Raw genomic sequence first — 25,161 nt, forward strand, 5'->3', positions numbered from 1 at the left:
GGGGCGTTCATGCCCCGATTGTGACGCCATATCTGTGCGAGTCCGCCGCCGGATCAGAACTCCATCGAGCCGCCAACACCAAACAGGTAGTAGCTCTCGTGGCCCTTGACCACGTAGTCGAAGCTCGACAGCAGGCGCATGTCGCGGGCGAACTGGTAGGACAGGCCGGCACCGAAGTAAGGGGCGCTGCCGTAGTCGATCACGCGCTCGGTGGCGCCACCGGCGCGTGTCAGGTTCTGGTCCTTGCGGGTGAAGGCCCAGCCCACGCGCAGGCTGTTGGTGAAGTCATTGAGCAACTCGACTTCCCAGTTGATGCCAACCGACAGGGCGCGCATCTTCTGGCGCACGGCGGCCACGCCGGTCGAAGCCGTGGTGGCCGTGTCATTGGCGCGATCCAGGCCACCGAAGAACATGTAGTTGACTTCAGCTGCCAGGCCCGGCGTCAGGCGCTTGCCACCAAAGAACTTGCCGCTGAACGTAGCCCGGTTGCAGCTGGTGCCGCACTCCCATTGAGCCGCCCCCACACCGAAGGCGCCACCGCCGTAGATGCCCAGTGGGGCGGACTCGCGTTCCTGGGCCATGGCCGACAGGCTCACCAGCGACAACGCTGCAGCCAGCGTGGACAGGGTCTTGGAATACTTGCTCGGGGCTGAAGTGCTCATGATGCGGAACCGGTTCCTCGTTATAGGAAAAATGCACGCCCCCACGAAACGGTGGGGCGGGGTTTTCAATATCCTGAGAAGTCTGCCACAGCGACTCCTACAATCACACGCTCGTCTTCCCCCGGAGCCTGAGGGTTTACGCCTAAGCTGTGAGCCACCGCAACATCTGGTTGCGGTTTTCCATGGTGGCGCACCTTTTTGTTGCAAGGGGACCCCGTCCTTTCGATGCTTGACCAAGTCACATGGCCGTTTTCACTGAAGTGTCCCCGCAAGAAGCGGCTGGACTGCTGTCCAACCTGGATCTGGGTACCCTGCAATCCATGCATGGCGCCACCTCCGGCATCGAGAACACGAACTACTTTGTCAGCACGGACAAGGGCGACTATGTGCTGACCCTGTTCGAGCGACTGAGCCATGAGCAGTTGCCCTTCTACCTGAACCTGATGCACCACCTGGCCCACCGCGGCATCCCGGTGCCTGCACCTCAGGCCAATGCGCAAGGCGAGATCCTGCACACGCTCAAGGGCAAGCCCGCTGCCGTGGTGACGCGCCTGAAGGGCCGCAACCAGCTGGCCCCGCAAGCCGCCGACTGCGCGCAAGTGGGCGCCATGCTGGCCCGCATGCACGAGGCCGGGCAGGACTACCCACATCAGCAGCCCAATCTGCGTGGCCTGGCCTGGTGGGAAGAAACCATCCCCGTGGTGCGCCCGCACCTGAGCGCTGACCAGGCCGCGCTGATCGAGTCCGAGCTGGTGTTTCAGCAGGAGCTGGCCCGATCCGCCAGCTACAAGGCCTTGCCCAGCGGCCCCATCCACGCCGACCTGTTTCGCGACAACGTGATGTTCGACGGCCCGGTGCTGTCGGGCTTCTTCGATTTCTATTTCGCCGGTTGCGACACCTTCGGCTTCGACATCGCGGTGTGCCTCAACGACTGGTGCATCGACCTGGACACCGGTGCGATCGACCCCATTCGCGCGCAGGCCTTCGTGGCGGCCTATGATGCCCAGCGCCAACTGACGGATGATGAACTCGTGCTGCTGCCTGCCCTGCTGCGTTCCGCGGCGCTGCGTTTTTGGACTTCCCGCCTGTGGGACTACTACCTGCCGCGCGACGCCGCCATGCTCAAACCACACGACCCGGCTCACTTCGAACGCGTCCTGACGCTGCGCCGCAACCAGCCCTGGTCCTATCAACGAGGCGCTGCGGCCTGAGCATGAAACTCAAACTGGTCAAAGCCTCCCGGGGGCTGGTCTGGGTGCGCCAGGGTTTGCTGGCCTGCCGTCAACAACCCCTGGGCTATATCAGCCTGTTGGGCCTGACGAGCATGGCCGCCATGCTGCTGATGCTGGTGCTGCAGGAGGTCGGGCTCGCGCTGGTCACCTGCCTGGCGCCCAGTGTCTGGATGGGCTTCATGCTGGCCACGCGTCGTGTGCTGACCGGCCAGTCCATCACCCCTGCCGTGATGATCGAGCCCTTCAAGAGCGATGCGGCCATCAGGCGGGACTTCGCCCTGCTGGGCCTGGTGTATGGCCTGTGCATGCTGGGTGCATTGCAGCTCTCGGGCTGGCTGGGACCCGATCCGCAGGCACTGGAAGACATCAAGACCAAGGCACAGGACCTGACCGAGGTGATCACCAACCCGCTGGTCCAGCAGAGCATGCTGCTGGATCTGGCCCTGACCCTGCCGGTGACCTTGCTGTTTCTGCACGCACCGGCGCTGATCCTGTGGGCGCGCGTGCCTTTGGGCAAGGCCCTGTTCTTCAGTGCCGTGGCCAGCTGGCGCAACCTGGGCGCCTTCGTGCTGTTCGGCCTGGGCTGGTTTGGTGTGCTCAGCGCACTGGCCCTGGTGGCAGGCCTGATCGTGACCATCCTGCCCATACCGGCCCTGGTCAACGCCTTGACGATGGCGGCCAGCATGGGCCTGGCTGCGGCCTTCTACGGCTCCTTGTATTTCGCGGTGGTGGACTGCTTCGACCCACAGAAACCGGCAGAGCCCACCGAGCCAGCCAGCATCTGACGTTCAGGACGTCAGGCGCTGGACGCCCTCCAGCGGGCAGGCATAGATGGCATTGCGCAAGGCCGCAATCGCCTCATAACGCGTGAAGCTGCGCCGCCAGGCCAGCACCACACGGCGCGTGGGCACCGGGTCCTCAAAGGGCACGAACACCAGATGCGGATGCGGCTCGCGCGGCACCGACAGCATGGGCACCACGGTCACCCCCATGCCGGCCGCGACCATGTGCTTGATGGTCTCGAGCGAAGAGCCCTCGAAGCTCTTGCGTATGCCTTCGGCATCACTGGAGAAGCGCGCGAACTCGGGGCAGACCTCCAGCACGTGATCCCGAAAGCAATGGCCCGCGCCCAGCAGCAACATGGTCTCGCGCTTGAGCTCTTGCGCACTGATGCGCTCGCGTTGCGCGAAGGGGTGAGCGCGCGGCACGGCGATCATGAAAGGCTCGTCGTAGAGCGGGGCCACGGCCAGGTTCGTGTCCATGAAGGGCTCGGCCAGGATGGCGCAGTCCAGTTCACCGGCACGCAGCATTTCCAGCAGCTTGACGGTGAAGTTCTCCTGCAGCATCAACGGCATCTGTGGCACATGGGCAATCGCCGAGCGCACCAGATCGGGCAGCAGGTAAGGCCCGATCGTGTAGATCACGCCCAGGCGCAGCGCGCCGGCCAAGGGGTCCTTGCCGCGCTTGGCGATTTCCTTGATGGCCTGAGCCTGCTCCAGCACGGCCTGCGCCTGGCGCACGATTTCCTCGCCCAGCGGGGTGACGCTGATCTCGGCGCTGCCGCGCTCGAACAGGCGCACATCCAGCTCGTCTTCGAGCTTCTTGACGGCCACCGACAGCGTGGGCTGGGAAACGAAACAGGCCTCGGCGGCCCGCCCGAAGTGGCGTTCACGTGCAACGGCCACGATGTAGCGAAGTTCAGTCAGCGTCATGGATGTCGATTGTGCTGATTTTGTGCGGCCGGTGCCCGATCAACGAGATACCCGGTCAAGCCTTGAGGAATTCCGACTTCTGCCCCAGCCAGCGCGCCACGTGGCGCTGCGCTGCATCGGGATGATCGCGCAACATGATCTCGGCCACCTGGCGTGCGCGCGCCACCAGGCCCTGGTCTTCGTTCAAATCTGCAAACCGCAAGAGCGCCGCACCGGATTGACGCGAGCCCATGAACTCACCGGGGCCACGGATCTCCAGGTCGCGGCGGGCGATCTCGAAACCATCGGTGGTCTCGGCCATGGCCTTGAGGCGCTGCTTGCCGGAGTCGGACAAGGGCGAGGCATACAGCAGCACGCACACGCTGGCCACGGCACCGCGCCCCACCCGCCCGCGCAACTGATGCAGCTGGCTCAGGCCAAAGCGCTCGGCATGCTCGATCACCATGAGGCTGGCGTTGGGCACGTCCACCCCCACTTCAATGACGGTGGTGGCCACCAGCACCGACAACTCGCCCGATGAAAAGCGCGCCATGACATCGGCCTTCTCGGCGGCAGGCAAGCGCCCATGCAGCAGGCCCACACCAAAGCCCGCCAAAGCCTCGCTCAGCTCCTGGTGGGTCTGGGTGACGTTGCTCAGGTCCAGCGGCGGGCGGCGGTTGCTGGCGCGGCCCGCCAGTTCGTCGGCGGCCTGGTCGCTGTCTTCGGTTTCGTCGATCAAGGGGCAGACCCAGTAGACCTGGCTGCCCTTGGCCACCTCGTCGCGGATGCGCTCGACCACGTCGGGGCGGCGTGTGTCCGCGAACACCTTGGTGACGATGGGTGTGCGCCCGGGTGGCAGCTCGTCAATCGTGCTGACCTCCAGATCGGCCAGGTAGGTCATGGCCAGGGTGCGCGGGATGGGGGTGGCGCTCATCATCAGCAGGTGCGGCTCCAGCTCGCTGCTTTCCAGCTTGCGGCGCAACTGCAGGCGCTGGGCCACACCAAAGCGGTGTTGCTCGTCGATCAGGGCCAGGCCCAGTCTGGCGAACTCGACCTGGTCCTGGATGACGGCATGCGTGCCCACCACCAGTTGGGCCTCGCCAGATGCCACGGCTTCAAGCTGCGCACGTTTGGCCTTGGCCTTGAGGCTGCCTGTCAACCAGGCCACCTTGATGCCCAGCGGCTCCAGCCAGCCCACCAGCTTGCGGAAATGCTGCTCGGCCAGGATCTCGGTGGGCGCCATCAGGGCGCACTGCCAGCCGGCGTCCATGGCCACGGCCGCAGCCAACGCGGCCACCACGGTCTTGCCCGAGCCCACATCGCCTTGCAACAAGCGGTGCATGGGCTGGGGCCGCTGCAGGTCCAGGGCGATTTCTTCACAGACCTTTTGCTGCGCGGAGGTCAACTGAAAAGGCAGCACGGCCAGCAGGCGCTCCTGCAGGCCTTGGGGCACGGCCTGGAGCACCGGCGCCTTGAGGTGAGCGCGCTCGGCGCGGGCTTGCATCTGCGAGACCTGCTGTGCAAGCAACTCTTCGAATTTCAGACGCTGCCAGGCGGGGTGGCTGTGGTCCTCCAGAGCCTCTACGGCCACCTCGGGCGAGGGATGATGCAGGAAGTGCAAGGCATCGCGCAATCTGGGCCAGCGGCCGGGCAGCAACTCGGGCGGAATCAGCTCCTCCAGCGGGGCACGTGACAGGCCCGAGGCCACGGCCTTGCGCAGGTAGGCTTGTGGCAGGCCGGCACTGGTCGGGTAGACCGGTGTGAGCGAAGCCGCCAGGGGCGTGTTGTCACCCACGATGCGCACCGTGGGGTGCACCATCTCGCGCCCCCAGAAGCCATGGCGCAACTCGCCGCGCACGCGCAGCCGCACACCAGCCGCCCAGCTCTTTTGCTGGGAGCCATAGAAGTTCAGAAAGCGCAGCAGGACCTCGCCCGTGCCATCGTCCAGGCGCACGATCAGTTGGCGCCGGCCACGCGCTTCGATGCGGTTGTCGCTGACAAGGCCCTCCAGCTGCACGGTCTGGCCATCGCGGGCATCGCGCAGCAGGGTCAGGCGGGTCTCGTCCTCATAGCGCAAGGGCAGGTGCAAGGCCAGGTCGATGTCGCGCACCAGGCCAAGCTTGTCCATGGCCTTTTGCGGGGCCGAACGCGCAGGCGCTGCGCCGGTTTCGGCCTTGGCCGACCCCGCAGACTTGCTGGAAGCGTGATTGGCCGAAGCCCCGCTTTGCGCCACCTGATCCCATCCCCTGGCTTGTTGACAGCATGTCATTGTGCCCGCGCACTGGCGCACTTCGGCGACAATACCGGGTTTCCTTGGCACGGGACCCGTCCGTCCCTCAATGGCATGACCACCTCCTCTCACTACACCCTGAGCGACTTCGATTTCGAGCTGCCGCCCGAACTGATCGCCCAGCACCCCGCCGCCGAACGCAGCGCCTCCCGTTTGCTTGATGGCCGGGGTCCCCAGCCCGTTGACCGCGTCTTCCGAGATCTGCCCGACCTGCTGCAGCCCGGTGACCTGCTGGTGTTCAACAACACCCGCGTGATCAAGGCCCGGCTGTATGGCCACAAGGCCTCGGGGGGCGCGGTGGAGGCGCTGGTCGAGCGCGTGCTGCCCGGCAACGAGGTCTGGGCCCACCTGCGCGCCAGCAAGTCCCCCAAGCCCGGCAGCGTCGTGCGTTTTGCCGATGCCTTTGATGCCGAAGTGCTAGGGCGTGGTGGCCCGGATGGCGGTTTGTTCCACCTGCGCTTTGACGGCGAACCGTTGACGCTGTTGGAGCAGCATGGCCACGTGCCGCTGCCGCCCTACATCACCCACGCCGACGAAGAAGACGACGTGCGCCGCTACCAGACGGTGTTCGCCTCGGCCCCCGGCGCCGTGGCCGCACCCACCGCTGCCCTGCACTTTGACGAAGCCTTGCTGGATCGCCTCAAGATCAAGGGCCTCCAGACCGCCGAGGTGACCCTGCACGTGGGCGCCGGCACCTTCCAGCCCGTGCGCACGGATAACCTGGCCGAGCACAAAATGCACAGTGAGTGGTTCGAGGTACCGGCCTCAACCGTGGCGGCCATCGAAGCCACCAAGGCAGCGGGTGGCCGTGTGGTGTCTGTGGGCACCACCACCTTGCGTGCGCTGGAGTCCGCCGCCTTGCACGCACCGGCGGGCCAGATCCTGCAAGCGGGTAGCCGCGACACGGACATCTTCATCACCCCGGGCTTCCAGTTCAAGGTGGTGGACGTGCTGGTCACGAACTTCCACCTGCCCAAGAGCACCTTGATGATGCTGGTCAGCGCCCTGGCAGGCTATGACCATGTCAGACAGCTTTATCAGCACGCGATCGCCCATGGCTACCGCTTCTTCAGTTATGGCGATGCGATGCTGATCCAACGATGAACCAAAAAACACCATGGGATACCACCTCGAACGCGCTGCAAGGCCCTGGTTGAGGCCACTGCTGACCTGGCTGCTCTGCCTGACGCTGTGCATGGCCGGCGCGGTTCAGGCCGCCCCCACCTTCATCGTGGACCAGGCCAGCCTGTCTTCAGGCAGTTGTGCAGAGCAGCAAGAAGGCCGCACCATCAAGCTGCCCGATGACTGGCGCACACTGGGTATCAAGCCGCCTGCGGTGGGTTGCTACCGTGCTCGCCTTTACATGCCGCGCTCCCCCGTGGTGCCCTGGGCCTTGCGCATAGACAGGCTGCCTGGCAACCACCGCGTCACGGTCAACGGCATCCAGCTCAGCACACGGCACATGGAGGGCACGACCATCACCAGCATGGCCACCCTGCCCTACCTGATCGAGCTGCCCGTCAACGTGCTGCTGGCCGGCGACAACGACATCGAGATCGATGTGCGCATGAACCCGTTCCGCAAACCGGGCATCGCCCCCCTGCAGGCCGGGCCACTGACAGACATGCGCGATGACTTCGACCGATGGGCGGGCCTGACGGTGGACTTGCCGCAGACACTGAACATGAGCGTGGCCGGCATGGCCTTGTTCCTGCTGCTGGCCTGGCGCGCACGCCCGCGCGATGTGATCTTTGGCTACTTCGGCTGCCTGATGCTGGTCATGTGCGGCCGCAATGCGCTGTACTTCGTCGAGACCATCGGCTGGCCCGCCCCCATGGTGGACTGGTTCTTCTTTGCGGCACAAGCGGTCAGCACCTATTACGTGGCGCTGTTCGGCCTGAGCTACGCCAACATCTCGCTGAACAAGCTCTTGTGGCCGCTGCGCTTCATGGGCTTTGGCTTCCCGATGATCGGACTGGTGGCCATGGGCACGCCCTATCTGGACACGCTGCGCCTGATCGCCTACCCGATCCTGATGGTCTGCGGCATCTGGGTGGTGTCGCGCGTGGTGCAGACCGCCTGGACGCGCCATTGGCTGGAAGCCATCGCCATGACGCTGGGGCCAGTGGGCACCTTCATCAGCGTGGCGCACGACTACCTGTTCCTCACGCCCTATCTGGATGTCACCGCGCTGTACTGGACACCGTATTGCGTGCCCATCATCTTCCTGGGCTTTGCACTCACGCTGATGCGCAAGTTCATCGACGCGATGAACCTGTCGGAGCGCATGAACATCACGCTGGAAGAACGTGTGGCCGAACGCACCCGTGCACTGGAAGCGGCCAACCAGTCCAAGACCCGTTTCCTCGCCTCGGCCAGCCATGACCTGCGCCAGCCCACGGCGGCCATCGGCCTGCTCGTGAGCCTGCTGCGTCAACAGACCAAGGACCCGGAGATCAAAGACCTGACCAATATGCTGGACGAGGCGGTCTCCTCGATGGAGTCGCTGCTGGTGGGCCTGCTGGACATCTCGCGCCTGGATGCGGGCGCCGTCAAGCCCGAGTTCCAGTCCGTGGGGCTGCATGATGTCTTCCAGGCCGTGCGCATCCATGAGAAGAGCGCCGCCGACGGCAAGGGCCTGCGCCTGCGCTTTCGCTTGCCGCGCGGCTTGCCCGGCTCCCAGTTGATGGTGTTGACCGACCCCATGCTGCTGCACAGCGTGTTGCGCAATCTGGTGGCCAATGCCATTCGCTACACGCACAGCGGTGGCGTGCTGGTGGCGGCCCGCCGTCGCGGCAAGCACCGCCTGCGCATCGAGGTCTGGGACACCGGCATCGGCATTGCGCCGGATCAGATCGAGCGCATCTTCGAAGAGTTCTACCAGGTGGGCAACTCGGCGCGTGACCGCAACCGCGGCATTGGCCTGGGCCTGGCCATCGTGCGCCGCACGGCCTCGATCCTGGGCGAGCAGGTCACCGTCAAGTCGCGACTGGGCCGCGGCTCGTGTTTTGCGATCGAGCTGCCACTCAACCTCGTGGCCAGCAAACGCACCGAAGCCCCCGCTGCGCCCACGCAGCCCTTGACCGGCCGTGTGATCTGGCTGGTGGAAGACGACATCCTGCTGCGCCGCGCCATTGGCGAGATGCTGCACAGCTGGGGCGCCCGCACCCGCACCTGGCCAGACGGCGAGTCCCTGCTGGATGAACTGCCCGCGCTCATCAACGATGGCGACGAAGAGAGCCTGCCCGACACCCTGATCACCGACTACCGCCTGCCCGGCATCAACGGCCTGCACCTGGTCCAGACCCTGGGGGTGCACCTGCGCTCGCAGGGCCACCAGTTGCACAGCATCATCATCTCGGGCGACACCGACCCTGCCGAAATCGCCCGTTTGAGCGCCTCCGGCCAGGAAGTCCTGTCCAAGCCCTTCCGCAGCGAGCGCCTGCTGGAGCGGCTCAACGCCCGACGCCCGGCCACCATGGCCTGAGCCCTTGCCTAGAGACACACCATGTTGAAATTCGACCTCATCAAGACCGAAGGCGAAGCCCGCCGCGGCCAGCTCACGCTCAACCACGGCGTGGTGCAGACCCCCATCTTCATGCCGGTGGGCACCTATGGCACGGTCAAGGGCGTGATGCCCCGCTCGCTGGAAGAGATGGGCGCGCAGATCATCCTGGGCAACACCTTCCACCTGTGGATGCGCCCAGGGCTGGACATCATGAAGCAGTTTGGCGGCCTGCATAAGTTCGAGAGCTGGAACAAACCCATCCTGACGGACTCGGGTGGTTTTCAGGTGTGGTCGCTGGGCGAGATGCGCAAGATCAGCGAAGAAGGCGTGCGCTTTGCTTCGCCCGTCAATGGCGACAAGCTGTTCCTCACGCCCGAGATCAGCATGCAGATCCAGACCATCCTGAACTCGGACATCGTCATGCAGTTCGATGAATGCACGCCTTACTGGAAGGGCGACAAGTCGCTGGGCCACATCACGACCGAGAAGGAAGCGCGCGCCTCGATGGAGCTGAGCCTGCGCTGGGCCAAGCGCTGCATCACCGAGTTCACCAAGCTGCAGAACCCCAATGCGCTGTTCGGCATCGTGCAGGGCGGCATGTTCCCCAATCTGCGCGAGGAATCGCTGGCGGGGCTGGTGGACCTGGACCTGCCCGGTTATGCCATTGGCGGTGTGAGCGTGGGCGAGCCCAAAGACGAGATGCTGCGGGTGATGAACCACATCACGCCGAAGTTGCCGGCCAACAAGCCGCGTTACCTGATGGGGGTGGGCACGCCGGAGGACTTGATCGCGGGTGTGGCAACGGGTGTGGACATGTTCGACTGCGTGATGCCCACGCGCAATGCGCGCAACGGCCATCTGTTCACGCGCTTTGGCGACCTGCGTTTGCGCAACAGCCGCTACAAGGCGGATGAGCGGCCGATCGATGAGACATGCACCTGCCACACGTGCTCGAATTTCAGCCGGGCGTATCTGCACCACCTGGATCGTTGCGGTGAGATGCTGGGGCCGATGCTGACCACCATCCATAACCTGCACTACTACCTGAACCTGATGCAGGAGGTGCGGGATGCGCTGGATGCGGGGCGCTTCGGTGAGTTCCAGAAGCAGTTTGCGGTTGATCGGGCGCGGGGGGTTTGAGCGTTCCTCGGTAGCGCGCTTTTTCGGTAGAGCGCGAGGCGGGGGCTGAGCCGGCATCCGGCCAGGCTTCATGTTGGTGACCCCGCACAGCGGGGCTGCCTTGCGATGCTCGCGCCAAGGTGGCGCCGGGGAACTCGCTGCGCAGACGCTGTCTGCTTCGCTCGAACAACCCCGGCGAGTCAGTTCACGAAGCGCGCTGCGCGCGCCCACCTCGCCACTGTGCTTCTCAGCACCACCAAGGCGCCCGGCCAGATGCCGGCTCAACCCTTTTCCGCCTCGCTCGTGGCACGCAAAGGCCCATGTCCTGGCGAAGGAATTGATTCAGGCTTCGATACGACAAGGCTGTTGCAGTTGTCGTGACCATGGTCATTGGCGTCGGCATTGCCTTTACCGCGCGACCTCTTTGCTGTTAGATCACCCGTCACGGCGCCGCCCCAGCACCCGTGGCGTCACACAAGCGGGGCGATCAAAGGCTGAGGTGGCGTGTGGCGGGGCGCCTTGGTGACGCCGCGCAGCGCAGTGGCGAGGTGGGCACGCGCAGCGTGCATCGTCCATCTGACTGGCCCGACTTGTTTGAGTGCAGCGGCGCAGCCGCGAAACGAGTTAGAGGGCCCCACCTTGTCACGAGCAGCACAGGGCAGTCCTGCCGCCGGCAGGACCGTCAACATGAAGCCCAGCCGCAGGCCACCTCAGCCGCGCCCCGCGCTCCACCGACAAAGCGCCCAAATAACCGACCAGCAACAAAACTACACACCCAAGCCCCATACTTGCCGCCCAAATGCTCACCACCACACTGGCAGCAATCAAACGCAGCCTGAACAAGCTGATCACCGCCATCGGCCGCCTGCTCACCACCGCGGGCATCTGGCTGATCGCCATCGTCCTGCTCTTCGAAGAATGGGGCTGGGAATACCTTGCCGCCATCCTCGCCTGGTTCGGCCGCCTGCCCGGCCTGCGCTGGGTCGAAGGCCGCATCCGCGCGCTGCCACCCTACGCATCCCTGGCCCTGTTCGCCGTCCCCCTGCTCACCCTGCTGCCCGTCAAACTCCTGGCCCTTTACTGGCTGGGCCACGGCCACACCGTGCTGGGCATCAGCGTCATCATCGCGGCCAAGCTGGGTGGCACCGCCATCACGGCGCGCCTGTTCATGCTCACCCGCCCCACCCTCATGAAACTGGCCTGGTTCGCCCGCGGGTTCAACCGGTGGATGGCCTTCAAGGACCGCGTCCTCACGCGCGTCAAGGCCAGCGCAGCCTGGCAGCAATGGACGCGCTTCAAGGCCACGGCGCGCAGCCTGTTTCAGCGCATCCGCCAACTGTTCAAGCGCGGCTGACAGCCCTCCCGGCCACCCTCACTGGCGAACCAGCAACAAATCCGCAATCACCGGCCGGTGTTCTGAGGCCACGGCGCCACCCACCTCGGTCTGCACCACCCCGATGTCATCGGACACCAGAACGTGGTCGATCCGCAGGAAGGACATCCCGAGCTTCAGCGCGTGGCCATGGGTATAGCCATAACCGACGCCCGCCGACGAGAACGCATCCCGCAGGCCGGTGTTCAGCAAGGTCTTGACGACCGCCGACGTCTCGGGTGCGTTCAAGTCCCCCGCCACGATGCGGGGCCGCTTCATCTGCCGCAGATGCTCTGCCAGCAGGCCGGACTGCACCAGACGGTCGTTCATGTTGCCGCTCCAGGCACCCAAGCCCCGCAAGCCTTCCCGCCGAGTGGCATTGAGGCCATCACGAGGCGTGGTGAAGTGCACTGTCACCAGGTCCACCTCTTTGCCATGGGCCTGCAACACACAGTGCACAAAGCTGTGTTTCTGATCCCGGTACGGGATCCAGCCCGGTGCGCAGTCCTTGAGCGGGAAGCGGCTGGCCACGATGTACTGCCCGAAGGCGTAAACCTGACGTTTGCCCATCAAGGCCTGGTAGGTCTCTGGCTTGGTTTGTTCCAGCTTCGCCAGTTGCCCGGCATCCTGCATCACGATCACGTCCGGATCATGCAGCAGCACCTCCAGCGCCAGTTCGCCAAACCCATTGGGCCGCAGTGACGCCAGGTAGGCCTTGACGTTGTAGGTCATGAAGCGAACATGCCCATGGCCCTCATCGGCATGGCCCACGCACAGGCCCATGATGGCCGTGAGCACCAGCCCCACGCTGGCTGCGGCCAGCAAGCGCCAGATCCAACCCAGCCACAAGCTGCCAATGAGCGCCGCGATGGCCGGCACCAGGAACGCAGGGTAAGGCACGTACTGCAGCAGGGCCAGGATCGGCCTGCGCTCGGGGTTCTCGTCCAGCACCAGCCAGACAAATGCCACGCCGAGGGCCACCAGCAACACGGCCGCACGCAAGAACAAAGACCAGCTACCTTGTGTGCGCCTCATGGCACCTGAACCCCTTGTTGTCACCAGAACTGCCAGTTGCCGTACACGACAACCCAGATACCCAGCACACCGTTGGTCACGGCATGCGCCACCACCGCCGCCCACAGCGAGCGGGTATAGCGGTAGAGCAGAGCATAAGCCAGGCCAGCCACCACCGCGCCCAGCCACTGCGTGTGCGCGAGCATGAAGACCAGGGTAGAGAGCAGCATCGCCTTGGGGGACACCTCGGACGGGTCCACCTTCTCGAAGTCGGGGTTGTCGATCCAGCGCATCAGGAAGGAGCGCCAGAACAGCTCCTCCATGACCGGCACCAGCAAGGCCGCCCCCACCCAGCGCACGGCGATCAGGCCCCACTGCAACTGCCCATCGGCATCCACGGGCCGGAAGGTGGCCGTGGGCCTGCCCAGCATCATCCAGGGCTCGGTGAGCAAGATCCACAGCTTGAACACCACGGCGCCCACCACCAGGGCGATGACGGCCTGCTTCAGATCCAGGCGCGCGGGGCCGCCCAGCTCGCTGTAGTCCCGCCAGAAAAACGCGATGCTGCCGCCCACGATCAGGACAGACAGCCCATAGACCCAGCGGGGATCCAGCCAGGCGTTGTCCGGGGGCAGATAGCCTCGCACCGCCAGCAGGATCATGAACAGCCCGAAGGGGACCACGCGGGCCCAGCCCGCACGCGTGAGCATGCTTTCCATTTTTGAGCGTGTGTGAGGAGGGGTTGAAGATGGCCGCGGCGCGGTCAGCACTGGGGGGATTGTCGGCGCAAGTGGGCGGGCGGCGGCCACCTCATTCAGGCGCCCGGTGCCGCCAGCGTCGCAGCCAGACCACGGTATGGCGCCACAGCAGCGGCTGCCAGCGCAGCGTCATCATCACGACAAGCAGGTGCAGTATCACCGCCACGGCAAAGATCGCCCCCACACCCAAACCCAGCACCGACAGCAGCCAGGTCATGAGCGCGCTGAGCAAAATCAGCACCGCATTGAGGATGTTGTTGGCCGCCACCACACGGGCCCGGCGGCTGGCCTCAGCGCGGTATTGCATCTGGGCATACAGGGGCACGCTGAACAGGCCAATCGAGATGGACATCATCAACTGGTCGAACAGCCCGCGCCAATGCAGGGGCCTGGCGATGAAGTCCTGCACCGAATAAGCCTGGACCTGCGCCATGCCAGGGTCATGCGCGATGCCGTGCACCACCCAGGCGATGTCCAGGCCGAACACCCCCATGCCCAGGGCGCCGACCAGGACCAGGCCCAACTGGGGCTCGTCGCTGTCCTGCGCGTGCGTCAACCACTCGCACAAGAGCGCGCCGGCCGCCACGCCCAATGAGGTCACCACCAGCAACAAAGAGGCGATGTCTTCGTGGGCGTGCAGCACCGCCTTACTCAGGATGGGGAACAAGCCCAGGAAGACCGCACCGAAGAACCACATCCACGAAATGCCCAGCAGGCACAGCAGCAGCACGGGCTCATGGTGGATGCGATCGAGGTTGCGCCAGGTCTCGGCCAGCGGGTTCCAGTTGAGCTTCAACTCCGGTGACAAAGACGGCGTTGAAGGCACGGCCTGCACAGCAAGCCGCCCGGCCACGGCCAGGCCTAGCAAGGTCAGCATCAAGGCCAGGGTGCCGCCGCCACCTGGCGCCAGCAACACACCGCCACACACGGTGCCCAGCAGGATGGCGGTGAAGGTGCCCATCTCCAGCAGGCCGTTGCCGCCCGTCAACTCCCCTGCCCTCAGGTGCCGAGGCAGGTAGGCGTACTTCACGGTGGAGAACACCGTGACATGCACGCCGGACAGCAGCACGCTCAGCAACAGGGCCGGCGCATGCCGCGCCCACAGCGCCCACGCGGCCAGCGCCATCATCAGCACCTCGGCCGATTTGGCCAGACGCATGAGGCGGGCCAGATCAGCGCGGTCCGCCCACTGCCCCGTCGAGGCTGACAAGAGCACCGAGGGCAGGATGAACAAGGCACCCAGTGCGGGGCCCACCACCTCGGGCGGCAACCAGCTCACCTGGACCTGGTAAGTCAGGATCAGGACGACGGCGAACTTCAGCAGGTTGTCATTGACGGCGCCCAGGAACACCGCCCAGAAAAACGGTGCAAAGCGCCGCTGGCCCAATAGCCTGATCTGATGTGGTCGACTGGGCGTTGCCATCTCAAGGACATCTCAAGAGCAACTCAAGGAGATGGCTCGTCCAGCAAGGCCTGCACGCGTGTCTGCAGCCCCTCGGGCGTCACGTCTTGCGGGGCAATGGGCTCGCCCACCACCAGGCCGATGCGGTTGAACAGGCCACGACGCAAGGGCTTGGCCATGGCCGCGCCTTCAATGCGCGAGAAGGTCGAGCCCCACAGGTTGTGCAGGGCCGACGGGATCACGGGCACCGGGTTGGTCTCCAGGATCTTCATGATGCCGGGCTTGAAGGGCTGAATCTGGCCGTCCTTGGTGATCGCGCCTTCAGGGAACAGGCACAAGAGATCGCCATCCTTGAGCACCTGGCGCGCCCGCTCGAAAGCACGCTCGTAGGCCTGAGGGTCTTCCTTCTGCGGCGCAATCGGGATGGCCTTGACCGCCCTGAAGAACCAGCCCATGCCGGGCGTCTTGAAGATGCGGTGGTCCATCAGGAAGATCATGGGACGCGGGCTGCACACACCGAGGATGACGGCGTCCACGAAGCTCACGTGGTTGCACACCAGGATGGCCGCGCCATCGGTGGGCAGGTTCTCGTCGCCACGCACCTTGAGTCGGTAGACGATGCGGGTCACGAACAGCATGACCAGGCGCACGATGTACTCGGGCATCAGCCAGAACACATATCCCACGACCAGCACATTGAGCAGCGCGGTGACGCCAAACACCTCGGGGATCGAGAAGTTGCGCCCCAGCAAGGCACCGGCCATCAGGCTGCTGACGATCATGAACAGCGCGTTGAGGATGTTGTTGGCCGCGATGATGCGCGCGCGGTGGCTGGGCTTGGCACGCAACTGGATCAGGGCGTACATGGGCACGCTGTACAGGCCCGCACTGAAAGCCAGCAGGCCCAGATCGGCCATCACCCGCCAGTGCGCGTGATGGGAGACGAAGTCGCCCACCGTCATCAGCACGCCCGGCTCATGGCTCAGGCCTTTGCTGGCCAGGTACAGGTCAAACGCAAACACGCTCATGCCCACGGCGCCAATGGGCACCAGGCCGATTTCAACGTGACGGTGCGAGAAGGTTTCGCACAAGAGCGAGCCCACGGCGATGCCCACCGAGAACACCACCAGCAGCAAGGACGCCACCTCGGTGTTGCCACCCAGCACCTCCTTGGCAAAGGAAGGGAACTGCGAGAGGAAGACCGCGCCAAAGAACCACATCCACGAAATGCCCAGCAGCGATCGGAAGACGCTGGGGTACTCGGCCGCCAGCTTCAGGTTGCGCCAGGTCTCGGTCGCGGGGTTCCAGTTCAACTTGAGATTCGGGTCGGACGAAGGCGACGCCGGGATCTGCAGCGCAGCCAGCCAGCCGATCACGGCCACGGCGAAACAGCTGCCCGCCACCCAGTGCACACCCGTGTCCGGGATGCCCATCATCAGGCCGCCGCCCACATTGCCCAGCAAGATGGCCACGAAGGTGCCCATCTCGACCATGCCATTGCCGCCGGTCAGCTCGCGCTCGCTCAAATGCTGCGGCAGGTAGGCGTATTTCACAGGCCCGAACAAGGTTGAATGCAAGCCCATCAGGAAGACGCAGCCCAGCAGCAGCGGCACCAGTTGCATCCAGAAGCCGATGCCCGCCAGCACCATGACGCCGATCTCCAGCACCTTGACACCCCGCATGATGGTGCCCTTGTCGTACTTGTCGGCCCACTGCCCCGCCGTGGCCGACAGCAGCACAAAGGGCAGGATGAACAAGGCACCGATCACCAGGCCGGCCATCTTGGGCGCCAGCCAGCTCACATTGAGCTGGTAGGTCACCAGCACCGTGAAGGCGAACTTGAACAGGTTGTCATTGGCCGCACCCAGGAATTGGGTCATGAAGAAAGGCGCGAACCGCCTTTGCGACAAGAGCGCAAACTGCCCTGTGGGTGGCGTGTGGTCGATGCCGGCGACGCGTGTGCTGATTTCACTCACTGTGGGGTCCTCTCCTGGCTGATTGCAGCCCATTGGACAACAAATCAGCCGCTTGATGCAGGGGAATTGGCCTCAACGAACCACCCATTCCGGCCCGCCCAGGCCGGATCGTTGCAACCACGCCAACACCGAGTCCACGGTGACGGTGCGGATGCGGCCCGTGAAGCGCAAGACGGAGGGATGATCGTCGAAGCTCACATTGGCAGCCGTCAGGCGCGCACCCAACCGCGTCAGGGTGGACAGGTGCAACTCGGTAGGCTCATAGCCATGGTCCTTGAGCCAGTCCTGGGCGGACTCGCGGCTGGCCTGCTCGGCCCCCATCGCCACCGCCATGAGCTCGATCGCCCACTGGTTGCTCTGCTGGTAGGTCTGCGCCCAGGGGTAGGCCACCATGCTGTAAGCCCGCGTGTGCAGGCCTGCCACCGGGGCAGGATTGCGCAACAACGGCAGCAGCTTTTGCTGCGCCTCGGCGCTCAGGGGCAGGACGGCCGCCACGTACTCATAAGGCGTGTCCAGAAAGAAGTCGCCAATGCCTTCGCGGTAGATGGACGCTTTGTCCGTGCCGCACTGGTTGAGCTTGTGCAGCACCCGCCAGACCTCACCGTCCTTGTAGGCCAGGCCCAGGTGCGAGTAGCGCAAGCCGTACTCACGCAGGTTCTGCCCTGAGCGGGCCAGCACCACCACCTGCGCACCCGACTCGTTGAGGCGCTTGACCGTGCGCTCGGCCAGACCTAAACCTTGCGTGACCGCAGACAACTTCAAAGGCTCGGTGTCACAAGGGCGGCCGGCCCATGCTGCGCCGACACTCATCGACAAAGCTGCCCACATCGTGATCGCCCGCGCCATCGCGCGCAATGGTGTCACCTGGCCCACATTGCCTGTACGCAGCGTGCGTTGATTCTGTTTGGCCTGCATGGCGCCCTCCTTCAGCGGATCACCCGCTCGTGGTGCAACAAGGCTTTGCCCAGCTCATTGGGGATCAAGGCCAGCACCGTGCCCGCGGTCGACAACACCCAGCCCGCACTCACCGCTGTCACCGTGATGGCCGCGCCCACGGCCACCGAAGCCATGCCCGCCGAGATGGCCGACCACTTGACCACGATGCGGGCACCATCGCTGGCGCGCTGCAGCACCCAGACCGTGCCATCGGCCACCACCTCAACGGAGACCAGCACCAGCACCGAGCCAGCCGCCACCGACAGCACCGGCGCCGAGATCGATATGGCCACCGGCAAGGCCGACAAGGCACTGGCCTCGGACAACCCATCGTTGTGCGCCCTGGCGGGCACCATGGCCGCCAACATCGACAAAGACATCACCGTCGCCACCAGGCCACGGCGGCCCGACTTCATCACGCATTCATTCGTCTTCATGATTCACCTCTTGTGAGATTGCTGGAAGGCATTACTGAGACACAGCCGACTCGGCCAGATCGTCCTCATGGGCATCGCGCAGCATCTTGGCCAGCGTGAAAGCCGAGGACAGCAGGAACAACCAGCACACCATCAGGAAGGCCTTGAAGCAGGGATCGATGGCCATCTGCCACATGCCCCAACCTGTGAGGCCCACTGCCAGCGCAAAGCCGAACCAGACCACGACCGACCACATCGGCGTGTTGTGCTGATGGGCGGCCTGGTCCCGCACATGCTTGGACAGCACGAAGACCGTGGACAAGGAAAACACATAGCCCATGACCATGAAGGCCTGCTCGATCGCCTTGCCGGGCAGCCACGCGAGACCCGTGCCGCACAGGAAAGCGGCAATCGAGAAAGAGAGCCACACCTGGATCGTCCAGGCCCGGGTATCGCGTCGAATCACAGTAGCCATGATGGTCTTGCCTTGGCTGTTGAACATGGACGCGATTCTTGGCTCACCGCCCACCAGGGTCAACCAGACAATACGAAGTGCATGCCACACGACCATGCAGTATCATTTTTCGATACTTTCATGCAGAACGGAGCCCCCGATGAGCACCAGCCAGGATCTGGTCAAGGCCTTGAAGGTCGAGCTGAAGTCCGCTGGTGTGACCTACGCCCAGCTGGCCAAGCGGCTGGGCATGGCCGAGTCCAGCGTCAAGCGCATCTTCGCCAAGGCCGACATGCCGCTGTCACGCGTGGACGACATCTGCCGCGCCCTGAAGCTGGATTTCGCCGAGCTGGCGCGCCGCGTGGCCGACGCCCAACCCATGCGCCGCGAGCTGAGCCTGGCGCAAGAGCGCGCCGTGGTGGCCGATCGCAAGCTCCTGCTGCTGGCCATCTGCTGCCTGAGCCAGTGGACCTTCGAGCAGATCGTCTCCAGCTACGCCATCAGCGAGGTGGAGTGCATCCGCTACTTCACCAAGCTCGACAAGCTGGGCATCATCGAGCTGCGCCCGCTCAACCGCTACCGCCTGCAGGTCGCCAAGACCTTCCGCTGGCGCCCCAACGGCCCGGTGATGGACTTCTTCCGTGCCCATGTGGTGGACGAATACTTCGCCGGCGGCTTTGATGGCGAGGACGAGCTGCTCTTGCTGGTACACGGCTCGCTGGGCCCCGGCCTGGCCACGGCCTTTGCCGAACGCCTGCAGCGCACGGCCGAAGACTTTGCGCAGCAGCATCTGGCCGACCAGCGCCTGCCGGCCGACAAACGCAAGCCCTACACGCTGGTGGTCGGGCTGCGCTCGTGGTGGTGGCAGGCCTTTGTGGACCTGTGGCGCGAGCCGCCACCCTCGCTGGCCAAGCCCGTCAAAAAATCGATCAAGGCTTCTTGATCGCAGCCAGCACGGCCTCTGTGTCTTCGCCCAGCATGGGGCCGCGGCGCTGGATCACACCCGGTGTGGCCGACAGCTTGGGGATGATGCCCGGCACCTCGACGGTCAAACCATCGTGCGTGGTCACCGGCAGGATCATGTCGCGCGCACGGTAGTGCGGGTCGCGCGCGATGTCCTGCGCGTTGTAGATGCGGCCCACGGGCACGCTGGCCGCGTTGAGCACATCCAGCACTTGCTCCACGCTGCGTGTGGCCGTCCAGGCGCCGATGGCCGCATCGATCTCGGCCACACGTTTGACGCGGCCGGGGTTGCTGGCCAGCTCAGGGTCGGTGGCCAGGTCATCGCGCGCGATGGCGATCATCAGGCGCTTGAAGATCGAATCCCCATTGCCACCGATCACGACCATGCCATCCGCACAAGGGTAAGCATTGCTGGGCGCGATGCCGGGCAGGGCCGAACCCGCTGGCTGGCGGATGGCCCCGAAGGCGCTGAACTCGGGCAGCAGGCTTTCCATGCAGTTGAACACGGCCTCATACAGGGCCACATCCACCACCTGGCCCCGGCCCTTTGGCGCGTCAGGGCTGACACTGCGCTGGCGTGCCTGCAAGGCCAGCAGGATGCCGATGGCGCCGTGCAGGCCGGCCAGCGTGTCGCCCAGGCTCACGCCCGCGCGCACGGGCACACGGCCCGGTTCAGCATTGAGATACCGCATGCCGCCCATGGCCTCGGCCACCACGGCAAAACCGGGGCGCTCGCGATAAGGCCCGGTCTGTCCATAGCCGCTGATGCGCAGCATGATCAGGCCGGGGTTGCGCTGGCTCAGATCCTCATAAGCCATGCCCCATTTCTCCATGGTGCCCGGCTTGAAGTTCTCGATGACCACATCGGCCTCGTCGATGAGGCGGCGCACGACATCGCGGCCTTCCTCGGTGCGCAAATCCAGCACCACGCTCTTCTTGTTGCGGCTCTGGAACTGCCACCACACGCTGGTGCCGTTGTGCAGCATGCGCCATTGCCGCAGCGGGTCACCACCGGGTGCCCCCTCGGCCGCAGGCGGCTCGATCTTGATGACATCGGCGCCGAAGTCAGCCAGCGTCTTGCCGGCAAACGGCCCGGCGATCAACTGGCCCAACTCGATCACCTTGAGCCCTTCCAGGGCCTGGGGCGGGATGAGGGATGCAGGCTGTGTCGTGGTCATGGTCAGTGGCAGTTCAAAAGGCAGGTGATCGAAGGCTTCTCGCACAAACAGGCAGGCTCGGTGAGCGCTGCAATGGGCGCGGTAATCGGCGCGGCCATGGACGGATCAAGGCGCAGGTTTTGGCTGCGCCGCCAGTTCAGGGTCGGTCACGAAGTTGATCTTGGTGAGCCCGGCTTGCGCCGCATCGGCCAGCACCTCGGCCACGGCGCGGTAAGGCACGGCCTGGTCTGCACGCAGGTGCACCTCGGGCTGCACCGCCTTGCCTGCTTCACTGGCAAAACGTGCGGCCGAGTCCTCGCGGCTCAAGGCCTGCCCGTTCCAGTAGCGCAGGCCATTGGCGTCAATCGACAGGTCGATCTTCTCGGCCTTGGCTGACCTCACCTGTGCGCTGGCTCTGGGCAACTCCAGCTTGACCGAGTGGCTCAGCAAAGGCGCGGTCACGATGAAGATGACCAGCAGCACCAGCATCACGTCGATGAGCGGGACCATGTTGATCTCGGCCATCGGCGCGTTGGCGCGCTTGTCGTCGAAACTGGCGAAAGCCATGTCGCGTCCTTTCAGTTGGACTGGCCAGAGCCCTTGAGCGTCTGGCCGGTCGACAAGAAGGTGAACAGCTCGAAAGCAAAAGCATCCAGGCGGGCGCCCCACACGCGGTTGCTGCGCGCCAGCCAGTTGTAGCCCATCACCGCGGGGATGGCCACGGCCAGGCCCACGCCGGTCATGATCAGGGCCTCACCCACCGGGCCGGCGACCTTGTCCAATGTGCCGGCGCCGGTGGCACCAATGGCCAACAGCGCGTGGTACACGCCCCAGACCGTGCCAAACAGGCCCACAAAGGGCGCCGTGGCCCCGATGGTGGCCAGCACGCTCAGGCCGCTCTCCATGTTCATGGTGATCTCGTCGAGCACCTTCTTGATGGTGCGGGTCAGGAACTCCTGCGCGCTGCCGGCTTCTTCCAGCTTGGCAGCGCCAAAGCGCGCATGGTGAGCTTGCGCGTGCATGGCATGTGCAGTCAGGTGTGCAAAGGGCTCGTGCACGCCCTTGGCCGAGATCTCGCCTTGCACCGCCTCCAGCGAGGTGGCATTCCAGAAGAAATCGAGAAAGGCACGGCTGCGCTTCTGGCGGCGCACCAGGGCCACGCCCTTGGTCAGGATCAAGCCCCACGACACCAGCGACATCAGCACCAGGATCAGGAACAGGCCCTGCCCCACGGCATCGGTCTGGTGGATGAAGTGCACGAAGCCGAGATCGGAGGCCACCGGCTCACTGGTCATGGCAGCAGACGCTGGCAAGGAAGCGGCAACAGCAGGGAGGGTCATCTTGCGGGTCTATTCGAGATTGAAAACGATTTCGGCGGGCACCCAGACGGCACGCGGCACGCCGGATTCGATATGCGGCTGAAAGCGCGCGCCCTTCATGTTCTGCACGGCCTGGCGGTCCAGCCGGGGGAAGCCCGAGCCTTTGCTGACCAGCACGTCCTTGGGGCGGCCCTCTTCGTCCACCAGCACCTTGAGCAGCACCACACCCGACTCGCCCAGGTCACGCGAGGCACGCGGGTACACCTGCGGCGGCTCGACCAGGTAACGCACGGCGGACATAGGCAGCTCCCTGGGGCTGGCCGGCACCGGTCGCGCGGGCTCGGCCGCAGGTGCCGGGCTGGCCGGGGCATGCGCGGTGGCCGCTGCAGCAGGGGCGGGCGCCACAGCCGCAGCCTGCGCGGTGGGTTTGCTCTCCTGCACCGGGGGCGCCACCGGCACCTCGGCGCCTGGCGCCGGCGGCCTGGCGCTGGCCAGAACGGGCGTCTGGGCTGGCGCAGGCGCCGTCCTGGCCGGTACCACCGGCTGCCGCGGCATCACCCGCGGCGGTGTGGGCACAGGGTCAAGCGGCGTGGGCGGCTGCGCCCGCTCGGCCGCAGGCCGAGGGCTGTCCATCACCAGGGTGGCCGTGATCACCAGGGGCTCGACCACGGCCGGCGTGGGGCTTGCGGTGTGCCACAAAAGCCAGGCCATCAGGCCATGCACCACCACGACCACCGCCCCCAGCACGCCACGCTGGCGCGCGCTCAGGTCCGCCGGCAGAAGCGGCAGACCAGATGCGGACGGTCGTGACAGGGCAAGGCTCATGGGACGCTCAGGAAGCCGCGCGGGCAAAACGCCGATCTTATCCATGTTGGGTGACACCTCCCCAGCTTGGGGGAGCCAGGCAGCGCCGGCCAGGCCGGGCTTCATGGGATGATTGACGACCAAGAAAACAGGGATCGTATGGAACTTGACGCCTTGCTCGCGCCCATTTCGGACGCCTCGCCATGTGGCGAAGACATGTCCTTCTCGCTCGAATTCGACCAGATCGCCGACATGCGGCGCCAGGACGACCCCACCCTGGACCAGGGCGAATGGGTCACGTCCCTCAAAGTGGCCGACTGGCCCGGCGTGGCGCAAGCCTGCAGCACCTTGCTGAACTCCCGCACCAAGGACCTGCGGCTGGCCATGTGGCTCACCGAAGCCCTGGCGCTGACCCAAGGTTATGCCGGCCTGGACCAAGGCCTGCAACTGTGCACCCAACTGTGCGAACGTTACTGGGATGGCCTGCACCCGCAACCAGACGGTGGTGACTTTGAAGAGCGCACCGGCAACATGGGCTGGCTGCTGCACCGCGTGGTGGCCTTGAGCCCCGCCCTGCCCTTCACCAAAGGGCGCCAGGGTGCCGCCTACAGCCTGAGCGATCTCGCTGCCGCGCGCCTGGCCTCGGTCAGCACCGACCGTGACAACCAGGACCAACGCCAGCAAGGCGCCGACCAGATCACCCTGGAGCAATTCAACCGCGCCCTCAAGGACACCCCGGCCCAGCACCTGCTGGGCCACCTGCAAGCCGCCAGGCGCTGCGAGGCCCACCTGCTGGCCTGGCAAGCCGTGGTCGATGGCCACCTGGGCGCCGATGGCCCGGGCTTCGTGCAAGCCAAGGAAGCCATCGCTGCTGCCATCCACGAGCTGGAGCGGTTGAGCCGTGAGACCGGCGCCCTGGGTGACGCCGACAGCCTCGGGGCCACCGATGAAGGCGGCCCAGCTCAGGACGACACCGATACCGGCCCCTCAACAGGTGCAGGCGGCAAGGCCGGCGGCCCACCCCGCACGCGTGCGCAGGCCCTGCAACAGTTGCGCGAAGTGGCCGGTTTCTTCCGCCGCACCGAACCCCACAGCCCCGTGGCCTACCTGGCCGAGAAAGCGGTGAAGTGGGGGGAAATGCCCCTGCACGAATGGCTGCGCAAGGTCATCAAGGACCAGGGCGCCATGTCGCACCTCGAAGAACTGCTGGGCCTGGAAAACGGCGACGAAGCCAGCCCCTGAGCTGGCCCAGCGTGCCGCCTGAGCGGCCATGGGACCACGCGTCGATCAGAAGCCGACGCGGAACTCGATGCGTCGGTTGCGGGCCCGGCCCTCATCCGTGGCATTCGAGGCCACAGGCTGGTCTGGCCCCAGGCCTGAAATGGCCATGCTGTCAGCGGGCAAGCCCTTGCCGACCAAGTAAGACTTGACCGACTGCGCACGCGCCAGCGACAAGCTCACATTGGCCGCCCGCCCGCCCGATGCGTCGGTGTGGCCAATGACCTCGAACTTGCGCCCTTTGAGCCTGGTCATGGCGGCGGCCATTTCATCCAGGATGGGCAAGGCCGTGGGCCGCAGCACGGCGCTGCCGGGCTCGAACTCCACGATGCGGTTGGCCAGCGCCTGGTCCACCACCGCCTGCTCCTGCACCGCCACGCGCAAGCCGTTGCGCACGGTGTAGGTCGGGTTGAGCGACTGGGCCATGTCACTGGCGATCTGCTGGCGCACGGACTCGTTGCCGACCTCGCCACGCAAGTCCACCGTGTTGCCCTGGATGCTCAGCTGCCCATGGCTGACCTGCTTGAGCGAGGGCGACAGCAGCTTTTGCACATACTGGTTCCATTGCGGCGGCGCCACGACCGAGCCCAGCGTGAGCTGGTCCACCACACGATCGACGCCGTAGAGCTCGCGCATGCGTGAGATCACGGCCACGCGGGTGGCCTCATCGGGCACCGTGCCGGCCACCACCACCTGATTGGGCCCGGTCACCTGCGCGGCGCCAGCGGCTGCAGGCACCTGCGCGAAGGCGCCTTGCAGCCAGGCAGCACCCAGGCACCCCAGCATCCACTTGAACAAAGACGACTTCAC

General features: G+C 65.4%; 23 protein-coding genes. 8 read left to right on the top strand and 15 right to left on the bottom strand.

Annotated elements, in window-relative coordinates:
• Positions 1–53: 53 nt before the first annotated feature.
• Complete coding sequence (locus HY019_RS02805) at positions 54–662, bottom strand: outer membrane beta-barrel protein (protein ID WP_290688177.1); 609 nt, start codon at positions 660–662, stop codon at positions 54–56.
• 242 nt (positions 663–904) lie between these two features.
• Between HY019_RS02805 and HY019_RS02810 the strand changes: the two genes are divergently transcribed.
• Complete coding sequence (locus tag HY019_RS02810; protein ID WP_290688179.1) at positions 905–1,873, top strand: homoserine kinase; 969 nt, start codon at positions 905–907, stop codon at positions 1,871–1,873.
• A 2-nt stretch (positions 1,874–1,875) separates the two neighbouring features.
• The gene (locus HY019_RS02815; RefSeq protein ID WP_290688180.1) at positions 1,876–2,679 is read left to right on the top strand and encodes a BPSS1780 family membrane protein; all 804 of its coding nucleotides are present in this window, start codon (positions 1,876–1,878) and stop codon (positions 2,677–2,679) included.
• 3 nt (positions 2,680–2,682) lie between these two features.
• On the opposite strand, the gene HY019_RS02820 is transcribed toward HY019_RS02815, so the two are convergent.
• Both HY019_RS02820 and recG read right to left on the bottom strand, forming a co-directional pair.
• Positions 2,683–3,606 carry a LysR substrate-binding domain-containing protein gene (locus HY019_RS02820; protein ID WP_290688181.1) on the bottom strand — a complete coding sequence of 308 codons (924 nt, stop codon included), beginning with the start codon at positions 3,604–3,606 and terminating at the stop codon, positions 2,683–2,685.
• Between the two features lie 55 nt (positions 3,607–3,661).
• The gene (gene recG, locus HY019_RS02825; protein ID WP_290688182.1) at positions 3,662–5,713 is read right to left on the bottom strand and encodes an ATP-dependent DNA helicase RecG; all 2,052 of its coding nucleotides are present in this window, start codon (positions 5,711–5,713) and stop codon (positions 3,662–3,664) included.
• Between the two features lie 216 nt (positions 5,714–5,929).
• On the opposite strand from recG, the gene queA reads away from it, so the two are divergent.
• From queA to HY019_RS02845, 4 genes are all read left to right on the top strand, one after another.
• Positions 5,930–6,979 (top strand): tRNA preQ1(34) S-adenosylmethionine ribosyltransferase-isomerase QueA, encoded by a 1,050-nt coding sequence (gene queA / locus HY019_RS02830; protein WP_290688184.1) that lies wholly within the window; start codon positions 5,930–5,932, stop codon positions 6,977–6,979.
• A 13-nt stretch (positions 6,980–6,992) separates the two neighbouring features.
• Entirely contained in the window at positions 6,993–9,362 is a 2,370-nt protein-coding gene (locus HY019_RS02835; RefSeq protein ID WP_290688186.1) for an ATP-binding protein, read from the top strand.
• A gap of 21 nt (positions 9,363–9,383) precedes the next feature.
• Complete coding sequence (tgt, locus tag HY019_RS02840) at positions 9,384–10,523, top strand: tRNA guanosine(34) transglycosylase Tgt (protein ID WP_290688187.1); 1,140 nt, start codon at positions 9,384–9,386, stop codon at positions 10,521–10,523.
• Between the two features lie 778 nt (positions 10,524–11,301).
• Positions 11,302–11,856 (top strand): hypothetical protein, encoded by a 555-nt coding sequence (locus HY019_RS02845; RefSeq protein ID WP_290688189.1) that lies wholly within the window; start codon positions 11,302–11,304, stop codon positions 11,854–11,856.
• 18 nt (positions 11,857–11,874) lie between these two features.
• On the opposite strand, the gene HY019_RS02850 is transcribed toward HY019_RS02845, so the two are convergent.
• The 7 genes from HY019_RS02850 to HY019_RS02880 all read right to left on the bottom strand — a co-directional run bounded on the left by HY019_RS02850 (position 11,875) and on the right by HY019_RS02880 (position 18,878).
• Positions 11,875–12,909, bottom strand: coding sequence for an endonuclease/exonuclease/phosphatase family protein (locus HY019_RS02850; protein WP_290688190.1), 1,035 nt, complete (start codon positions 12,907–12,909; stop codon positions 11,875–11,877).
• 20 nt (positions 12,910–12,929) lie between these two features.
• Positions 12,930–13,598, bottom strand: a complete 669-nt coding sequence (locus HY019_RS02855; RefSeq protein ID WP_290688192.1) for a CAAX prenyl protease-related protein — start codon at positions 13,596–13,598, stop codon at positions 12,930–12,932.
• Positions 13,599–13,698: 100 nt separating this feature from the next.
• Complete coding sequence (locus tag HY019_RS02860) at positions 13,699–15,069, bottom strand: MFS transporter (protein WP_290688194.1); 1,371 nt, start codon at positions 15,067–15,069, stop codon at positions 13,699–13,701.
• A 23-nt stretch (positions 15,070–15,092) separates the two neighbouring features.
• The gene (locus HY019_RS02865) at positions 15,093–17,024 is read right to left on the bottom strand and encodes an MFS transporter (protein ID WP_290688196.1); all 1,932 of its coding nucleotides are present in this window, start codon (positions 17,022–17,024) and stop codon (positions 15,093–15,095) included.
• Positions 17,025–17,096: 72 nt separating this feature from the next.
• Positions 17,097–17,939, bottom strand: a complete 843-nt coding sequence (locus tag HY019_RS02870) for a DUF2145 domain-containing protein (protein ID WP_290688198.1) — start codon at positions 17,937–17,939, stop codon at positions 17,097–17,099.
• An 11-nt stretch (positions 17,940–17,950) separates the two neighbouring features.
• The gene (locus tag HY019_RS02875) at positions 17,951–18,397 is read right to left on the bottom strand and encodes a hypothetical protein (protein ID WP_290688199.1); all 447 of its coding nucleotides are present in this window, start codon (positions 18,395–18,397) and stop codon (positions 17,951–17,953) included.
• 31 nt (positions 18,398–18,428) lie between these two features.
• Entirely contained in the window at positions 18,429–18,878 is a 450-nt protein-coding gene (locus HY019_RS02880) for a YiaA/YiaB family inner membrane protein (RefSeq protein WP_290688201.1), read from the bottom strand.
• Positions 18,879–18,990: 112 nt separating this feature from the next.
• Between HY019_RS02880 and HY019_RS02885 the strand changes: the two genes are divergently transcribed.
• On the top strand, positions 18,991–19,773 hold the full coding sequence (locus HY019_RS02885) for a helix-turn-helix transcriptional regulator (protein ID WP_290688203.1): 783 nt from the start codon (positions 18,991–18,993) through the stop codon (positions 19,771–19,773).
• On the opposite strand, the gene HY019_RS02890 is transcribed toward HY019_RS02885, so the two are convergent.
• The 4 genes from HY019_RS02890 to HY019_RS02905 form a co-directional block, all read right to left on the bottom strand.
• On the bottom strand, positions 19,760–20,971 hold the full coding sequence (locus HY019_RS02890) for a CoA transferase (RefSeq protein WP_290688205.1): 1,212 nt from the start codon (positions 20,969–20,971) through the stop codon (positions 19,760–19,762). The two genes, HY019_RS02885 and HY019_RS02890, sit on opposite strands and share 14 nt — an antisense overlap.
• Positions 20,972–21,076: 105 nt before the next feature.
• Positions 21,077–21,517, bottom strand: a complete 441-nt coding sequence (locus HY019_RS02895; protein WP_290688206.1) for a biopolymer transporter ExbD — start codon at positions 21,515–21,517, stop codon at positions 21,077–21,079.
• Positions 21,518–21,528: 11 nt separating this feature from the next.
• Complete coding sequence (locus tag HY019_RS02900; RefSeq protein ID WP_290688208.1) at positions 21,529–22,290, bottom strand: MotA/TolQ/ExbB proton channel family protein; 762 nt, start codon at positions 22,288–22,290, stop codon at positions 21,529–21,531.
• 9 nt (positions 22,291–22,299) lie between these two features.
• On the bottom strand, positions 22,300–23,094 hold the full coding sequence (locus HY019_RS02905; RefSeq protein ID WP_290688209.1) for an energy transducer TonB: 795 nt from the start codon (positions 23,092–23,094) through the stop codon (positions 22,300–22,302).
• Between the two features lie 138 nt (positions 23,095–23,232).
• Here HY019_RS02905 and tssA point away from each other — a divergent pair, with 138 nt between their 5' ends.
• On the top strand, positions 23,233–24,315 hold the full coding sequence (gene tssA / locus HY019_RS02910; protein WP_290688210.1) for a type VI secretion system protein TssA: 1,083 nt from the start codon (positions 23,233–23,235) through the stop codon (positions 24,313–24,315).
• Positions 24,316–24,360: 45 nt separating this feature from the next.
• Here tssA and HY019_RS02915 read toward each other — a convergent pair whose 3' ends face one another.
• The gene (locus HY019_RS02915) at positions 24,361–25,161 is read right to left on the bottom strand and encodes an OmpA family protein (RefSeq protein WP_290688212.1); all 801 of its coding nucleotides are present in this window, start codon (positions 25,159–25,161) and stop codon (positions 24,361–24,363) included.

It is taken from the genome of Aquabacterium sp. (assembly GCF_016195855.1).
GTDB lineage: Bacteria > Pseudomonadota > Gammaproteobacteria > Burkholderiales > Burkholderiaceae_C > Aquabacterium.

Excerpts from the sequence above, each read along its gene's own strand:
- HY019_RS02855 (WP_290688192.1), bottom strand. The coding sequence starts at position 13,598 with ATGCTCACGCGTGCGGGCTGGGCCCGCGTGGTCCCCTTCGGGCTGTTC.
- queA (WP_290688184.1), top strand. The coding sequence starts at position 5,930 with ATGACCACCTCCTCTCACTACACCCTGAGCGACTTCGATTTCGAGCTG.
- HY019_RS02820 (WP_290688181.1), bottom strand. The coding sequence starts at position 3,606 with ATGACGCTGACTGAACTTCGCTACATCGTGGCCGTTGCACGTGAACGC.
- tssA (WP_290688210.1), top strand. The coding sequence starts at position 23,233 with ATGGAACTTGACGCCTTGCTCGCGCCCATTTCGGACGCCTCGCCATGT.
- HY019_RS02885 (WP_290688203.1), top strand. The coding sequence starts at position 18,991 with ATGAGCACCAGCCAGGATCTGGTCAAGGCCTTGAAGGTCGAGCTGAAG.
- HY019_RS02900 (WP_290688208.1), bottom strand. The coding sequence starts at position 22,290 with ATGACCCTCCCTGCTGTTGCCGCTTCCTTGCCAGCGTCTGCTGCCATG.
- HY019_RS02890 (WP_290688205.1), bottom strand. The coding sequence starts at position 20,971 with ATGACCACGACACAGCCTGCATCCCTCATCCCGCCCCAGGCCCTGGAA.
- tgt (WP_290688187.1), top strand. The coding sequence starts at position 9,384 with ATGTTGAAATTCGACCTCATCAAGACCGAAGGCGAAGCCCGCCGCGGC.
- HY019_RS02805 (WP_290688177.1), bottom strand. The coding sequence starts at position 662 with ATGAGCACTTCAGCCCCGAGCAAGTATTCCAAGACCCTGTCCACGCTG.
- HY019_RS02880 (WP_290688201.1), bottom strand. The coding sequence starts at position 18,878 with ATGTTCAACAGCCAAGGCAAGACCATCATGGCTACTGTGATTCGACGC.
- HY019_RS02905 (WP_290688209.1), bottom strand. The coding sequence starts at position 23,094 with ATGAGCCTTGCCCTGTCACGACCGTCCGCATCTGGTCTGCCGCTTCTG.
- HY019_RS02850 (WP_290688190.1), bottom strand. The coding sequence starts at position 12,909 with ATGAGGCGCACACAAGGTAGCTGGTCTTTGTTCTTGCGTGCGGCCGTG.
- HY019_RS02835 (WP_290688186.1), top strand. The coding sequence starts at position 6,993 with ATGGGATACCACCTCGAACGCGCTGCAAGGCCCTGGTTGAGGCCACTG.
- HY019_RS02895 (WP_290688206.1), bottom strand. The coding sequence starts at position 21,517 with ATGGCTTTCGCCAGTTTCGACGACAAGCGCGCCAACGCGCCGATGGCC.
- HY019_RS02870 (WP_290688198.1), bottom strand. The coding sequence starts at position 17,939 with ATGCAGGCCAAACAGAATCAACGCACGCTGCGTACAGGCAATGTGGGC.
- HY019_RS02810 (WP_290688179.1), top strand. The coding sequence starts at position 905 with ATGGCCGTTTTCACTGAAGTGTCCCCGCAAGAAGCGGCTGGACTGCTG.
- HY019_RS02845 (WP_290688189.1), top strand. The coding sequence starts at position 11,302 with ATGCTCACCACCACACTGGCAGCAATCAAACGCAGCCTGAACAAGCTG.
- HY019_RS02860 (WP_290688194.1), bottom strand. The coding sequence starts at position 15,069 with ATGGCAACGCCCAGTCGACCACATCAGATCAGGCTATTGGGCCAGCGG.
- HY019_RS02815 (WP_290688180.1), top strand. The coding sequence starts at position 1,876 with ATGAAACTCAAACTGGTCAAAGCCTCCCGGGGGCTGGTCTGGGTGCGC.
- HY019_RS02875 (WP_290688199.1), bottom strand. The coding sequence starts at position 18,397 with ATGAAGACGAATGAATGCGTGATGAAGTCGGGCCGCCGTGGCCTGGTG.
- recG (WP_290688182.1), bottom strand. The coding sequence starts at position 5,713 with ATGGACAAGCTTGGCCTGGTGCGCGACATCGACCTGGCCTTGCACCTG.